12 protein-coding genes are annotated in these 15,427 nt (G+C 45.3%); all 12 read right to left on the bottom strand.

What is annotated here, in order from left to right:
* Positions 1 to 9 precede the first annotated feature (9 nt).
* Positions 10 to 297: a 50S ribosomal protein L23 gene (gene rplW, locus ACNFN4_RS20225; RefSeq protein WP_003156467.1), complete on the bottom strand. Its 288-nt coding sequence runs from the start codon at positions 295 to 297 to the stop codon at positions 10 to 12.
* Entirely contained in the window at positions 297 to 920 is a 624-nt protein-coding gene (gene rplD, locus ACNFN4_RS20220; RefSeq protein WP_007615239.1) for a 50S ribosomal protein L4, read from the bottom strand. The genes rplW and rplD overlap by 1 nt, the downstream gene beginning before the upstream one ends.
* A 27-nt stretch (positions 921 to 947) precedes the next feature.
* On the bottom strand, positions 948 to 1,577 hold the full coding sequence (rplC, locus tag ACNFN4_RS20215; RefSeq protein ID WP_007410402.1) for a 50S ribosomal protein L3: 630 nt from the start codon (positions 1,575 to 1,577) through the stop codon (positions 948 to 950).
* A gap of 39 nt (positions 1,578 to 1,616) precedes the next feature.
* Positions 1,617 to 1,925: a 30S ribosomal protein S10 gene (gene rpsJ / locus ACNFN4_RS20210; protein ID WP_003156464.1), complete on the bottom strand. Its 309-nt coding sequence runs from the start codon at positions 1,923 to 1,925 to the stop codon at positions 1,617 to 1,619.
* A 248-nt stretch (positions 1,926 to 2,173) separates the two neighbouring features.
* The gene (locus ACNFN4_RS20205) at positions 2,174 to 3,139 is read right to left on the bottom strand and encodes an alpha/beta fold hydrolase (protein ID WP_104679159.1); all 966 of its coding nucleotides are present in this window, start codon (positions 3,137 to 3,139) and stop codon (positions 2,174 to 2,176) included.
* Between the two features lie 103 nt (positions 3,140 to 3,242).
* Complete coding sequence (gene tuf, locus ACNFN4_RS20200; RefSeq protein WP_007410400.1) at positions 3,243 to 4,433, bottom strand: elongation factor Tu; 1,191 nt, start codon at positions 4,431 to 4,433, stop codon at positions 3,243 to 3,245.
* A gap of 119 nt (positions 4,434 to 4,552) precedes the next feature.
* Positions 4,553 to 6,631, bottom strand: a complete 2,079-nt coding sequence (gene fusA, locus ACNFN4_RS20195; RefSeq protein ID WP_007410399.1) for an elongation factor G — start codon at positions 6,629 to 6,631, stop codon at positions 4,553 to 4,555.
* A 52-nt stretch (positions 6,632 to 6,683) separates the two neighbouring features.
* Positions 6,684 to 7,154: a 30S ribosomal protein S7 gene (gene rpsG / locus ACNFN4_RS20190; protein ID WP_003156447.1), complete on the bottom strand. Its 471-nt coding sequence runs from the start codon at positions 7,152 to 7,154 to the stop codon at positions 6,684 to 6,686.
* A 39-nt stretch (positions 7,155 to 7,193) separates the two neighbouring features.
* Positions 7,194 to 7,610 (bottom strand): 30S ribosomal protein S12, encoded by a 417-nt coding sequence (gene rpsL / locus ACNFN4_RS20185; RefSeq protein WP_003156445.1) that lies wholly within the window; start codon positions 7,608 to 7,610, stop codon positions 7,194 to 7,196.
* A gap of 115 nt (positions 7,611 to 7,725) precedes the next feature.
* Entirely contained in the window at positions 7,726 to 7,974 is a 249-nt protein-coding gene (locus ACNFN4_RS20180) for a 50S ribosomal protein L7ae-like protein (RefSeq protein ID WP_003156443.1), read from the bottom strand.
* Between the two features lie 168 nt (positions 7,975 to 8,142).
* Complete coding sequence (gene rpoC, locus ACNFN4_RS20175) at positions 8,143 to 11,742, bottom strand: DNA-directed RNA polymerase subunit beta' (RefSeq protein WP_022552485.1); 3,600 nt, start codon at positions 11,740 to 11,742, stop codon at positions 8,143 to 8,145.
* 62 nt (positions 11,743 to 11,804) lie between these two features.
* Positions 11,805 to 15,386: a DNA-directed RNA polymerase subunit beta gene (gene rpoB / locus ACNFN4_RS20170; RefSeq protein ID WP_003156440.1), complete on the bottom strand. Its 3,582-nt coding sequence runs from the start codon at positions 15,384 to 15,386 to the stop codon at positions 11,805 to 11,807.
* Positions 15,387 to 15,427: the final 41 nt, after the last annotated feature.

The raw sequence follows: 15,427 nt of genomic DNA, 5'->3' as shown, positions 1-15,427 counted from the left end.
TACAGATAATTAAGCTTCAAAAATTTCGATTTCTTTGCTGTCTGCAGTAAGTTTTACGATCGCTTTTCTGCGACGGCTAGTCATACCAGTGTAGCGGCCGACACGTTTTGATTTCCCTTTGTAGTTCATGATGTTGACTTTGTCAACTTTCACTCCAAAGATACTTTCAACTGCATCTTTCACTTCTGTTTTATTAGCTCTTACATCAACTTCAAAAGTATATTTTTTTTCAGTCATTAAATCAGCAGAACGTTCAGTAATGACGGGGCGCTTAAGAACATCGCGAGGATCTTTCATTATGCAAGCACCTCCTCTACTTTTTCAACCGCAGCTTTTGTAATCAGAAGCTTCTCGTGGTTGACAACGTCTAACACGTTGATTCCGTTAGCTTGAACAACTGTAACTCCAGGGATGTTGCGTGCAGAAAGAGATACTGCTTCGTTTGCATCCGCAGTTACGATTAAAGCTTTTTTCTCAACAGATAATCCTTTAAGGATAGCTGCCATTTCTTTTGTTTTAACCGTATCAAGAGTAAGATCTTCAAGAACAATAATGTTGTTGTCGTTCACTTTAGAAGACAATACTGATTTGATTGCCAAGCGGCGAACTTTTTTAGGTAATTTGTAAGAATAGCTGCGTGGTGTTGGGCCGAATACGACACCACCCCCGCGCCATTGCGGTGAACGGATTGAACCTTGACGGGCACGACCTGTACCTTTTTGACGCCATGGTTTGCGACCTCCGCCGCGTACTTCAGAACGATTTTTTACTTTGTGAGATCCTTGACGTAAGGAAGCTCTTTGCATAAGAATAGCGTCGAATACTACGCTCTCATTTGGCTCAATTCCAAATACAGACGCGTTTAATTCGATATCACCAGCAGTAGAACCGTTTTGGTTGTATAATGCTACTTTTGGCATGATCAATTTCCTCCTTTCCTAAGAGACTTATTTAGATTTAACAGCACTTTTAACAGTGATTAAAGTTTTTCTCGCACCAGGTACGTTACCTTTAATCAAAAGAAGATTGCGCTCAGCATCTACTTTTACGATTTCAAGGTTTTGGACAGTGATTTGATCTCCGCCCATGCGTCCAGGTAATAGTTTACCTTTGAATACACGGTTAGGATCTACAGGTCCCATTGAACCAGGACGACGGTGGTAGCGTGAACCGTGAGACATAGGTCCGCGAGATTGTCCGTGGCGCTTGATTGCACCTTGGAAACCTTTACCTTTAGATACTCCTGTTACATCTACGATTTCTCCTGCAGAGAAAATTTCAACCTTGACTTCCTGACCAATTTCATACGCATCCATATCCACGCCGCGTAATTCTTTAACGAAGCGCTTAGGAGCAGTTTCCGCTTTTGCAACGTGTCCTTTTTCCGGTTTGTTTGAAAGCTTTTCACGCTTATCGTCAAAACCAAGCTGGATCGCTTCATAGCCATCATTTTCAGCTGTTTTCTTTTGAAGAACAACGTTTGGAGCTGCTTCAATAACAGTTACCGGGATAAGATCACCGTTCTCTGCGAATACTTGCGTCATACCAATTTTTCTTCCTAAGATTCCTTTGGTCATTCGTCACACCTCCTATTAAGATCATTCTATATTTTAGAATTAAAGTTTGATTTCGATATCGACACCAGATGGTAAGTCTAATCGCATGAGAGCATCAACAGTTTGTGGTGTTGGGTTCACAATGTCGATTAAACGTTTATGTGTACGCATTTCAAATTGCTCACGAGAATCTTTGTATTTGTGCACCGCACGAAGGATTGTGTAAACTGATTTTTCAGTTGGCAACGGAATCGGACCAGATACGCTGGCACCAGAACGTTTTGCCGTTTCAACAATCTTCTCTGCAGATTGATCAAGGATTCTATGATCATATGCTTTTAAACGAATACGAATTTTTTGTTTTGCCATTATTTTCCCTCCTTTTCGCCTACATCACGTTAGACAGTTCTCCGTGAGAAAAACCTGATCACCTTGCCATGGCAAAGCGGCCGGGTGTGTCAGCAACCTCTCACTTCATCGCAGTCAAAGACCAACATACACTATTATACAGAAAATAGACGTATGTTGCAAGGTTTATTTAAAGAACCTTGTGGTTTTCACACTTTGATTATTATACAGGTGATACCATGATTAATCAAGGATATGCCTGTTTTCTTTCAGAGATGGAACGATGCGAACCGGCTGACAACTTCGGCAAAGCGATCCGGTTCCTCCAAGTGAGGCGAATGGGCTGAGTTCTCAAACCAATGCCATTCTTTATACGGCGCATCAACATTCTGATAATATTCATAAGACGTCGTCCCCGGGACCGTCAAATCGTATCTCCCTGACATAAAACAGCACGGTATTATAATAGAAGAAACTGATTCCCCGGCATCAAAGAAAATGAGATCCTCCCACAGGTGTTTCAAGCTGAACATTTGTCCCCGCGCGGCTAAGATGCTCCCTCTCACACCGTACGGTTCACCAAACAGCATTCGCCCCCCCGCTTTAAGAGCACCGATCGGATGATGGGTAAAGCCCCCTCCCCTCATCTCGATACAAAGCAGAAATAACGTTCGCTGCAGCTGTTTCTCCCATGGAGGCGCTCCGATAAAGCTCAGCGTCTTTTCCAGCAGGAAATGTTTGCGTTGCCTGCTCCATTCCATCATCAGCCGGTAAGCTTCCGTTTCTTCCTTTTGAATATTAACCACCTGACTGATACCGATATACCCATAATACAAATCAGGCCTTTCTTGAAGAACATGAAGCGCCAGAACTGAACCCCACGAATAGCCGGCGATATATATTTTTTGCCTGCTGAATTGCTTGCATAAGCGTTCGGTCAAATGAATGGTATCGGCTGTCAGCTGATCCAAAGTCATAGATGAACCCGGAATTTCCTTTGAATAAGAGAGACCCGCCCCTCTCTGATCCCAGTTCACAACGGTGAAATGCTTTTCCAGCTTATTCTGGTATTTTCTCGCATAGCCGATTTGAGGCGTGCCGGGACCGCCGTGCAAAAACAAAAGCAGCGGATTACTCCTGTCATCACCATTAATCATAGTGGTTTGTTCACTGCCATTAATCAGCAATTGCTGAAGCATTGAAATACGATTGGTTTTCTTGAAGTTATCGATCATCGCTCTGCTCCTAAAATTTGTATACGTTCTATTATACATGGAATCAGCGGGGAAACAAAAAAACGAGGCCCCATAAGGGACCCCGCATTAATGAACGAGTCGATTACTCAGTGATTGTAGAAACAACGCCTGAACCAACTGTACGTCCGCCTTCACGAATAGAGAAACGAGTTCCTTCTTCGATAGCGATTGTAGAGATAAGTTCAACGATCATTTCAGTGTTATCTCCAGGCATAACCATTTCTACGCCTTCTGGAAGATTGATGATACCAGTTACGTCAGTTGTACGGAAGTAGAACTGAGGACGGTAGTTAGAGAAGAATGGAGTATGACGTCCACCCTCTTCTTTAGAAAGAACGTAAACTTCAGCTTTGAATTTGCTGTGTGGAGTGATTGTACCTGGTTTAGCAAGTACTTGTCCACGTTGGATGTCTTCACGAGCTACACCGCGAAGAAGTGCACCGATGTTGTCTCCAGCTTCAGCGTAGTCAAGAAGCTTACGGAACATTTCAACACCAGTAACAGTTGTTTTGCTGTTTTCTTCTTGAAGACCGATGATTTCAACTTCGTCACCGACTTTAACTTGTCCGCGTTCTACACGGCCAGTAGCAACTGTACCACGACCAGTGATTGAGAATACGTCCTCAACTGGCATCATGAATGGTTTGTCAGTGTCACGTTCTGGAGTTGGGATGTACTCATCAACTGCAGCCATAAGTTCAAGAATTTTTTCTTCGTACTCAGCATCGCCTTCAAGAGCTTTAAGAGCAGAACCTTTAACAACTGGTACATCATCACCAGGGAAGTCGTATTCGCTAAGAAGATCGCGAACTTCCATTTCAACAAGCTCAAGAAGCTCTTCGTCGTCTACCATGTCGCATTTGTTAAGGAATACTACGATGTATGGTACACCAACGTTTTTAGAAAGAAGGATGTGCTCACGAGTTTGTGGCATTGGGCCATCAGCAGCAGATACTACAAGGATAGCTCCGTCCATTTGCGCAGCACCAGTGATCATGTTTTTAACATAGTCAGCGTGTCCTGGGCAGTCAACGTGTGCATAGTGACGAGTGTCAGTTTCGTACTCAACGTGTGCAGTAGAGATTGTGATACCGCGCTCACGTTCTTCTGGAGCACCATCAATTTGATCGTACGCCATAGCTGTACCTTTACCAGATTTCTTATGAAGTACTGTTGAGATAGCAGCAGTTAATGTTGTTTTACCATGGTCAACGTGTCCAATTGTACCGATATTGGCATGTGATTTGGAACGGTCGAATTTTTCTTTAGCCATTCTAAAATCCTCCTTAAGAGCTTTTAATTAGTAATGTATAGAGTGATAGAAAGTGAAAGCAAGCTTTCACTCCCTCATCTTACAATAGTAGTTATACTTGAGTTAAGTGGCAAAATCAATTATTCGCCTTTATTTTTTTTGATAATTTCTTCAGCGATGCTCTTCGGCACTTCTTCGTAGTGATCCATGAACATTGTGAACGTACCGCGTCCTTGCGTGTTAGAACGAAGGGCAGTAGCGTAACCGAACATTTCAGCAAGAGGTACCATCGCACGCACAACTTGAGCGTTACCGCGAGCTTCCATACCTTCTACGCGTCCGCGACGAGAAGTAACATCACCCATGATGTCTCCCATGTATTCTTCAGGAATAACAACTTCAACTTTCATGATTGGTTCAAGAAGAACTGGGTTACATTTGCTGACTGCATTTTTCAATGCCATAGAAGCAGCGACTTTAAACGCCATTTCATTTGAGTCAACATCATGGTAAGATCCATCAAAAAGTTTCGCCTTGATGTCGATTAGCGGGAATCCGGCTAGGACACCATTTTCAAGAGAGTCTTCAAGACCTGCTTGTACGGCTGGGATGTATTCACGAGGAACAACACCACCGACGATTGCGTTTTCGAATTCAAAGCCAGCGCCTTCTTCGTTCGGTTCAAATTCGATCCAAACGTGACCGAACTGACCGCGTCCGCCTGATTGACGTACGAATTTACCTTCAACTTTTGCACCGGTACGGAATGTCTCACGGTACGCAACTTGAGGAGCACCAACGTTAGCTTCAACTTTGAACTCACGCTTCATACGATCAACAATGATATCAAGGTGAAGCTCACCCATACCAGAGATGATTGTTTGACCCGTTTCAGGGTTTGTTTGTGTACGGAATGTAGGATCTTCTTCAGCAAGTTTCGCTAAAGCGATACCCATTTTATCTTGGTCAGCTTTTGATTTAGGCTCAATCGCTACGTCGATAACAGGCTCTGGGAATTCCATTGATTCAAGGATTACAAGATCCTTCTCATCACATAGAGTATCTCCAGTAGAAGTATCTTTTAGACCTACAGCAGCTGCGATGTCTCCAGCGTAAACAGTAGAGATCTCTTCACGGCTGTTAGCGTGCATTTGAAGGATACGTCCTACGCGCTCACGCTTGCCTTTTGTAGAGTTCTTTACATATGAACCGGAATCAAGTGTACCGGAATATACGCGGAAGAATGTCAGCTTACCGACATAAGGGTCAGTCATAACTTTAAATGCAAGTGCAGAGAACGGCTCTTCATCAGAAGAATGACGAACGATCTCTTCATCTGTATCAGGACGTACACCTTTGATTGCAGCAACATCAGTTGGCGCAGGAAGGTAGTCAAGAACAGCATCAAGTACAAGCTGAACACCTTTGTTTTTGAAAGCAGAACCAACAAGTACAGGGTAGAATTCAACATTCAGTGTACCTTTACGGATAGCAGCTTTCAGTTCAGGGATAGTGATTTCTTCACCTTCAAGGTACTTTTCCATAAGCTCTTCATCAAGCTCAGCTACAGCTTCAATCAGGCTGCTGCGAAGCTCTTCAGCTTGCTCTTTGTACTCTTCAGGGATTTCTTTCGCATCTGAACGAGTTCCAAGGTCATCTTCGTAGAAATACGCAACGTTTTCTACTAAGTCGATGATACCTTCGAAGTTGTCTTCAGCACCGATCGGCAATTGAATTGCGTGAGCGTTAGCTTGAAGACGGTCTCTTAAAGTGCCTACAGAGTAAAGGAAGTCTGCGCCGATTTTGTCCATTTTGTTGACAAATACAACACGCGGTACTCCGTAAGTTGTTGCTTGGCGCCATACTGTTTCTGTCTGAGGCTCAACACCTGATTGAGCATCAAGTACGGCAACCGCACCATCAAGTACACGGAGTGAACGTTCAACTTCAACTGTGAAGTCTACGTGTCCCGGTGTATCGATGATGTTTACACGGTAACCTTTCCACTGTGCAGTCGTTGCTGCAGAAGTGATTGTGATACCGCGTTCTTGTTCCTGCTCCATCCAGTCCATTTGCGAAGCACCTTCGTGAGTTTCGCCAATTTTGTGGATACGGCCTGTGTAGAACAAGATCCGTTCTGTAGTAGTCGTTTTACCGGCATCGATGTGAGCCATGATCCCGATATTACGAGTTTTTTCTAAGGAGAACTCTCTTGCCATTGGGTAATTTCTCCTTCCTTATTAGGGAATTATTATTTTGATTATATGAATCCTACCAGCGGTAGTGAGCAAATGCTTTGTTCGCTTCTGCCATCTTGTGAGTGTCTTCACGTTTCTTAACGGCAGCACCAGTGTTGTTAGCTGCATCAAGAATTTCGTTAGCCAGGCGCTCTTCCATTGTTTTTTCTCCGCGAAGACGCGCATAGTTAACCAACCAGCGAAGACCAAGAGTTGTACGGCGTTCAGGACGAACTTCTACAGGCACTTGGTAGTTAGCTCCACCTACACGGCGTGCTTTTACTTCAAGTACAGGCATGATGTTTTTCAATGCTTGTTCGAAAACCTCCATTGCATCATTGCCAGTGCGTTCTTTAATGATATCGAATGACTTGTATAGGATTGTTTGAGATTTACCTTTTTTACCGTCGATCATCATTTTGTTGATCAGGCGGGATACCAGCTTAGAGTTGTAAAGCGGATCAGGTAAAACATCTCTTTTTGCTACAGGACCTTTACGTGGCATCTGAATATCCTCCCTTCATAGTTTTAATGATTTATTTGATTACTTTGCTTTAGGACGTTTCGTACCGTATTTAGAACGGCCTTGCGCACGGTTTTCAACTCCGGCAGTATCAAGCGCGCCACGAACGATGTGGTAGCGTACCCCCGGTAAGTCTTTTACACGTCCGCCGCGGATCAGTACAACGCTGTGCTCTTGCAGGTTGTGACCGATACCAGGAATGTAGGCAGTAACCTCGATTCCGTTAGTCAAACGAACACGAGCGTATTTACGAAGTGCTGAGTTCGGTTTTTTCGGTGTCATTGTACCCACACGAGTACATACCCCGCGTTTTTGTGGAGAAGATACGTTAGTGTGCTCTTTTTTAAAGCTGTTGTATCCTTTGTTTAGTGCAGGTGACTTAGAGTTTTCAACTTTGCTCACGCGTCCCTTGCGAATTAGCTGATTAATTGTAGGCATGTTGTGTTCCTCCCTTCATTACGTTTTATAACCCACATACCCAGGTGGTTCATCATTAGGCAAAAAACAATGTCTTTACACAAGATTGATATCTTATATAAAAACAAAAAGTACGCTATAACATAATGGCAACAGCTGCTGCTCCCACTTCAATTCCGCAGGCTTTGCCGAGCTTTTTCATGGAATCCACCATACAGACAGCGGTATTTTGGTTCTTTGCAAGCTGGATAACGCCAGCCGTAAGAACTGAATCCGCGTCTTTTGCCACGACGACTTCCTTCACTGAACCTCGTTTTAGAGCTTTCACTGTTTGCTTCGTACCAATAATAATTGATTTGGCCTGTGATACTTTATCATAAGACATAAACATATCCTCCAAAGTAACAGGTTTTATTTCGAGCACCTTGGTTATATTATCACTCTGCGGGACGGATGTCAACAACGTATGACATTTTTTAGTGCAGTCCCCCGCCAGAATAATTGTAATACTGAGGAAAAGCTGTCGAAACAGCCTTTCCTGCAGCAGTTTCTGTTATTCAGCCGGAACCATATCTTCCGAAGGCTGAACGTTTGAAACAGGTTTTACTTTTCTGTAATTCATCATACCGGTACCGGCCGGAACCAGTTTACCGATGATAACATTCTCTTTCAGGCCGAGAAGTTCATCGCGCTTGCCTTTAATCGCAGCATCAGTAAGAACGCGTGTTGTTTCTTGGAATGATGCGGCAGACAAGAATGAATCCGTCTCGAGTGAAGCTTTCGTGATACCGAGAAGGACAGGACGTCCTGTAGCAGGTCGATTGCCTTCAAGCAGCACTTTTTTGTTCGCTTCTGTGAATTGGTGAATATCAAGCAATGTGCCAGGGAGAACATCAGTATCTCCGGCATCGATCACACGGACTTTGCGAAGCATCTGGCGAACCATTACTTCTACGTGTTTATCGCCGATTTCAACACCCTGCATACGGTAAACCTTCTGAACCTCATGCAGAAGATATTCCTGAACCGTTGTCAGGTCAGTGACTTTAAGAAGTTCTTTCGGATCGATTGAACCTTCTGTCAGCACTTGACCGCGGGTAATCTGATCACCCTCAGCCACTTTCAGGCGTGAGTTGTAAGGTGCCGTGTATGAACGGGTCTCAACAGCGCCCTGAACAACAATCTCCTGCTGTTTGTCGCGTACTTCATTGATTTCGGCAATTGTACCGTCAATTTCAGAAATCGTCGCTTGACCTTTCGGATTACGCGCTTCGAAAAGCTCCTGGATACGCGGAAGACCTTGTGTGATATCGTCTCCGGCAACCCCGCCTGTGTGGAACGTACGCATCGTTAACTGTGTTCCAGGCTCACCGATAGATTGAGCGGCGATAATACCTACTGCTTCACCGACTTCAACATCAGTTCCGGTTGCAAGGTTACGTCCGTAGCATCGTTTACATACACCATGAGGAGTGTTACATGTGAACGCGGAACGGATCCACACTTCTTCGATTCCGGATTCAACGATTTCCAGCGCTTTATCTTCATCGATCAATTCATTTTCGTTAATGAGCACAGCACCCGTTTCAGGATGTTTGATCTGTTTTCTGGCGAAACGTCCGATCAGACGCTCTTCCAGACGCTCGATGATTTCCGTGCCTTCTTTGAGCGGTTTTGCAAGAATACCGCGGTCTGTTCCGCAATCTGTTTCACGAATGATAACATCCTGCGCAACATCAACAAGACGGCGTGTAAGGTAACCTGAGTCAGCTGTTTTCAGGGCGGTATCGGCAAGACCTTTACGCGCACCGTGAGTGGAGATAAAGTACTCCAATACTGTCAGACCTTCACGGAAACTTGATTTAATCGGCAATTCAATGATTCGTCCAGCCGGGTTGGCCATCAGACCGCGCATACCCGCAAGCTGTGTAAAGTTAGATGCGTTACCACGGGCTCCTGAGTCACTCATCATGTAGATCGGGTTGACTTCGTCTAATGATTTCATCAGTTTGCCTTGGATAACATCTTTCGCTGAACTCCAAATTGAAATGACTCTTTCATAACGTTCTTCTTCGGTGATTAAACCGCGTCTGAACTGTTTCAGGACATTATCAACTTTGCTTTGTGCTTCTTCAAGGATTTCCTGTTTGTCATCGAGAACGACGATATCAGAAACCCCTACTGTGATGCCGGCTTTCGTTGAATATCTGAAACCGAGGTTTTTCATGCGGTCAAGCATTTTAGACGTTTCCGTGATATGGAATCGTTTAAAGATTTCCGCGATGATTTTACCGAGAATACCTTTTTTAAACGGTGCGTTGATCGGCTGCTCAGCAATCACAGCTTTTACGTCAGCACCTTTATCTAAGAAGAAACGGTCAGGTGTCTTCTCTTCAATGTTGCTCTTCGTTGGTTCATTCATGTAAGGGAATGATTCCGGAAGAATTTCATTGAAGACGAGCTTACCGACAGTTGTAATTAACAATTTTGAACGCTGTTCTTCAGTAAATGTCACATTCTTAAGGGAGTTCGCTGCAACAGCTACTCTCGTATGAAGGTGAACATAACCGTTTTGATAAGCAAGAAGCGCTTCGTCTGTATTCTTGAAGACCATACCCTCGCCGACTGCTCCGGCGCGCTCAAGCGTCAGGTAGTAGTTTCCTAATACCATATCCTGAGACGGCGTAACAACCGGTTTACCATCTTTAGGGTTCAAGATGTTTTGGGCTGCAAGCATCAGAATACGTGCTTCAGCTTGAGCCTCAGCTGATAAAGGTACGTGAACCGCCATTTGGTCACCGTCAAAGTCAGCGTTATAAGCTGTACATACTAACGGGTGAAGACGGATGGCGCGTCCTTCAACAAGCGTCGGTTCGAAAGCCTGGATACCTAATCTGTGAAGAGTAGGGGCACGGTTCAGTAAGACCGGATGCTCCTTAATGACAGATTCAAGTACATCCCATACTTCAGGCTGCACGCGTTCGATTTTGCGTTTTGCGCTCTTGATATTGTGAGCAAGGCCTTTTTCAACAAGCTCTTTCATGACGAAAGGCTTGAAGAGCTCAAGCGCCATTTCCTTCGGCAAACCGCACTGATACATTTTCAGATGCGGACCTACGACGATAACGGAACGTCCTGAGTAGTCTACACGTTTACCGAGAAGGTTCTGACGGAATCGCCCTTGTTTCCCTTTCAGCATGTGAGAAAGAGATTTAAGCGGACGGTTACCCGGTCCGGTAACCGGACGGCCGCGGCGTCCGTTGTCAATCAGAGCATCGACTGCTTCCTGAAGCATACGTTTTTCGTTCTGAACGATGATGCTTGGCGCGCCGAGGTCTAACAGACGTTTTAAACGGTTATTACGGTTGATGACACGACGGTAAAGGTCGTTCAGGTCAGACGTTGCGAAACGTCCGCCGTCAAGCTGAACCATCGGTCTTAATTCAGGCGGAATAACCGGAAGCACGTCGAGGATCATCCAAGACGGCTTGTTTCCTGAATTACGGAAGGCTTCAAGCACTTCAAGGCGTTTGATCGCACGTGTACGGCGCTGTCCTTGAGAAGTCTTCAGCTCTTCTTTTAACATATCAACTTCTTTGACAAGGTCGATGTCCTGCAGAAGTTTATTAATGGCTTCCGCACCCATAGAGGCTTGGAATTTGTTTCCGTACTTATCCAGATACGCACGGTATTCCTTTTCAGATAAAAGCTGTTTCTTTTCGAGCGGTGTATTGGCCGGGTCAGTTACGACGTAAGAAGCAAAGTAAATAACTTCTTCCAGCGCACGCGGTGACATATCCAATACAAGACCCATACGGCTCGGAATACCTTTGAAATACCAAATGTGAGAAACCGGGGCAGCCAGTTCAATATGCCCCATTCTCTCACGACGGACTTTAGCCCGCGTTACTTCAACTCCGCAACGGTCACAAACTACGCCTTTATAACGAACCCGCTTGTACTTGCCGCAATGACATTCCCAGTCCTTAGTCGGTCCGAAAATGCGTTCGCAGAACAGGCCGTCCTTTTCAGGTTTCAATGTACGATAGTTTATCGTTTCAGGCTTTTTCACTTCACCAAAAGACCATGAACGGATTTTATCCGGTGAAGCAAGACCGATGTTCATATACTCAAAATTGTTCACATCTAGCAAGGGGCCTACCTCCCTTTTTATCTTCGGATTAACCGATGTCACTTGCCTTTATCAATCAGAGACTATTCTTTCGTTACTGCGTCACGTTCAACGTCTGGAGATGCTGTTTCTTCCGGCGCTTCATCACCTGATAATGCAAGGCCGTCAGCCTGTTTCGCATCTTCCTCGTCTTCTAGATCTCTCATTTCTATTTCTTCTTCATCGCCTGAAAGGATTTTCACGTCCATACCTAAGCTTTGAAGCTCTTTGATCAATACTTTGAATGATTCCGGAACACCAGGCTCTGGAACATTGTCGCCTTTGACGATGGCTTCATATGTTTTCACACGTCCAACCACGTCATCGGACTTCACAGTCAGGATTTCTTGAAGCGTGTAAGCTGCGCCGTAAGCTTCAAGCGCCCAAACCTCCATCTCACCGAAACGCTGTCCGCCGAATTGGGCTTTACCGCCGAGAGGCTGCTGCGTAACAAGTGAGTAAGGACCTGTAGAACGGGCATGAAGTTTATCATCAACCATGTGCGCCAGTTTGATCATGTACATGATTCCGACTGATACACGGTTGTCAAACGGTTCTCCCGTACGGCCGTCATAAAGAACTGTTTTAGCGTCTCTTGACATGCCTGCTTCTTCAAGTGTTTCCCACACATCTTCTTCACGCGCGCCGTCAAATACAGGTGACGCGATGTGAATGCCGAGGTAGCGGGCAGCCATACCCATGTGAAGTTCTAATACCTGACCGATATTCATACGTGATGGTACACCCAGCGGGTTAAGCATGATATCGATCGGCGTGCCGTCAGGAAGGTAAGGCATATCTTCTTCAGGAAGAATCTTCGAGATAACCCCTTTGTTTCCGTGACGTCCGGCCATTTTATCACCTTCAGAAATCTTACGTTTCTGAACGATATATACGCGTACAAGCTGGTTCACTCCCGGAGGAAGTTCGTCGCCGTCTTCACGGTTGAAGACTTTTACGTCGTGGATAATTCCGCCGCCGCCGTGAGGCACACGGAGAGAAGTATCACGGACTTCACGCGCTTTTTCTCCAAAGATCGCATGCAGAAGGCGTTCTTCAGCCGTAAGCTCAGTTACACCTTTAGGCGTTACTTTACCTACGAGAAGGTCTCCGTCGTTGACTTCCGCACCGATACGGATAATTCCGCGGTCATCAAGATTGCGGAGCGCGTCTTCCCCTACGTTTGGAATATCGCGGGTGATCTCTTCCGGCCCAAGCTTTGTATCACGTGCTTCTGATTCATATTCTTCAATGTGAATAGATGTGTATACATCATCTTTCACAAGGCGTTCACTCATGATGATGGCATCCTCATAGTTGTAACCATCCCATGTCATGAAGCCGACCATTACGTTGCGGCCGAGAGCAAGTTCACCAAGCTCCATTGAAGGTCCGTCAGCAAGGATTTCTCCTTTGACTACTTCATCGCCGACACTGACGATCGGACGCTGGTTGTAGCACGTACCTTGGTTGGAGCGGACAAATTTCAGCAAGCTGTACTTATCCAGGTTGCCTTTTACTTTTTGGCCGTCAATTTCTTCATAGCGGCGCACCCATACGTTTTTCGCTTCCACCCGTTCAACGATACCAGGGTGTTTACAAATAACGGCTGCACCGGAGTCTTTACCGGATACGTATTCCATACCCGTTCCGACGATCGGAGCTTCCGGCTGCATCAAAGGCACAGCCTGACGCTGCATGTTCGCTCCCATGAGGGCGCGGTTCGAGTCATCGTTTTCCAAGAACGGAATACATGCTGTCGCAGCAGAAACAACCTGTTTAGGAGATACGTCCATGTAATCCACGCGGTTGCGGGCTACAACGGTGTTTTCCCCTCTGAAACGCGCTACGATGCTGTCATCCAAGAAAGAACCGTCATCGCTCAGCTTAGCATTCGCTTGGGCTACGACATAGTTATCCTCTTCATCAGCAGTCAGGTAGTCGATTCTAGGCGTTACTTTTCCTGTTTCAGGATCAACGCGGCGGTATGGCGTCTCAATGAAACCAAAGCGGTTTACTTTCGCAAATGATGACAATGAGTTGATCAAACCGATGTTCGGGCCCTCAGGCGTTTCAATCGGACACATACGGCCATAGTGAGAGTAGTGAACGTCACGTACTTCCATACCTGCGCGCTCACGTGTCAAACCGCCCGGTCCGAGAGCTGACAGACGGCGTTTGTGCGTCAATTCAGCAAGCGGGTTCGTCTGATCCATGAATTGAGAAAGCTGTGAGCTTCCGAAGAACTCTTTAATAGACGCAATAACAGGTCTGATGTTAATCAGCTGCTGCGGCGTGATTGTATTTGTGTCTTGAATAGACATTCTTTCACGTACGACACGTTCCATCCGGCTTAAACCGATACGGAATTGGTTTTGCAGGAGCTCACCTACAGAACGCAGACGGCGGTTTCCGAGATGGTCGATATCATCAGTGTCGCCCACTCCGTGCAGGAGGTTGAAGAAGTAGCTGATAGAAGAAATAATATCAGCAGGCGTAATGTTTTTAATCGCCTCTTCGATGTAAGCATTGCCGATCACATTGATCGTCTGCTCTCCTTCTGCATCGGTAGGAGCATAGATTTTAATGGATTGAAGCATCACTTCATCCTCGACGACGCCACCGTTAGGATAAAGTTTTCTGAAGCCGATTCCATTTTCTAAGTATGGCAGTACTTTATCAAGTGTTCTTCTGTCAAGAATCTGCCCTTTTTCAGCGAGAATTTCACCGGTTTCCGGATCCACCAGTGTTTCTGCAAGTCGCTGGTTAAACAGGCGGTTCTTGATATGAAGCTTTTTATTAATTTTATAGCGTCCTACATTCGCAAGGTCGTATCGCTTCGGATCGAAGAAACGGGAATCCAGCAAGCTTTTTGCGTTTTCTACTGTAGGCGGCTCTCCGGGACGAAGGCGCTCATAGATTTCAAGAAGCGCTTTGTCACTGTTTTCAGTGTTGTCCTTATCCAGTGTATTGCGGAGATATTCGTTCTCACCAATGAGATCGAGAATCTCTTGGTCGGAACCGAAGCCGAGAGCACGCAAAAGAACCGTAACCGGCAACTTACGTGTGCGATCAATGCGGACATACACAACATCTTTCGCATCAGTTTCGTATTCTAACCATGCGCCACGGTTTGGAATGACAGTCGCGGTAAAACCTTTTTTACCGTTTTTGTCTACTTTACCACTGAAATATACACTTGGAGACCGAACAAGCTGAGATACGATAACACGTTCTGCACCGTTGATGATAAAAGTACCGGTATCTGTCATAATAGGGAAATCACCCATGAAGACATCCTGGTCTTTTACCTCTCCAGTTTCTTTGTTAATTAAACGAACCTTCACTCTCAGCGGAGCTGAGTAAGTCACATCACGTTCTTTTGACTCTTCAACGGGATACTTAGGATCTCCTAAACTGTAGTCAATGAACTCAAGAGAGAGGTTACCAGTGAAATCCTCAATTGGTGATATGTCTTGAAACATCTCTCTAAGACCCTCATCAAGAAACCACTGATAAGAAGAGGTTTGAATTTCAATGAGATTTGGTAATTCTAACACTTCGCTAATGCGAGCATAGCTTCTGCGCTGGCGGTGTCGTCCATACTGAACTAGTTGACCTGTCAACTGATTCACCCCTCAAATCATGCGTATTATATGTGTAATAA

It is taken from the genome of Bacillus sp. N1(2025) (assembly GCF_053470005.1).
The sequence above is the reverse complement of the archived record's forward strand: the minus strand, read 5'-3'. Positions and strand labels throughout refer to the sequence as shown.

Bases quoted from the DNA above. Each gene is read 5' to 3' on its own strand.
- rplW (WP_003156467.1), bottom strand. From the start codon at position 297: ATGAAAGATCCTCGCGATGTTCTTAAGCGCCCCGTCATTACTGAACGT.
- rplD (WP_007615239.1), bottom strand. From the start codon at position 920: ATGCCAAAAGTAGCATTATACAACCAAAACGGTTCTACTGCTGGTGAT.
- rplC (WP_007410402.1), bottom strand. From the start codon at position 1,577: ATGACCAAAGGAATCTTAGGAAGAAAAATTGGTATGACGCAAGTATTC.
- rpsJ (WP_003156464.1), bottom strand. From the start codon at position 1,925: ATGGCAAAACAAAAAATTCGTATTCGTTTAAAAGCATATGATCATAGA.
- ACNFN4_RS20205 (WP_104679159.1), bottom strand. From the start codon at position 3,139: ATGATCGATAACTTCAAGAAAACCAATCGTATTTCAATGCTTCAGCAA.
- tuf (WP_007410400.1), bottom strand. From the start codon at position 4,433: ATGGCTAAAGAAAAATTCGACCGTTCCAAATCACATGCCAATATCGGT.
- fusA (WP_007410399.1), bottom strand. From the start codon at position 6,631: ATGGCAAGAGAGTTCTCCTTAGAAAAAACTCGTAATATCGGGATCATG.
- rpsG (WP_003156447.1), bottom strand. From the start codon at position 7,154: ATGCCACGTAAAGGTCCTGTAGCAAAAAGAGATGTTTTACCTGATCCG.
- rpsL (WP_003156445.1), bottom strand. From the start codon at position 7,610: ATGCCTACAATTAATCAGCTAATTCGCAAGGGACGCGTGAGCAAAGTT.
- ACNFN4_RS20180 (WP_003156443.1), bottom strand. From the start codon at position 7,974: ATGTCTTATGATAAAGTATCACAGGCCAAATCAATTATTATTGGTACG.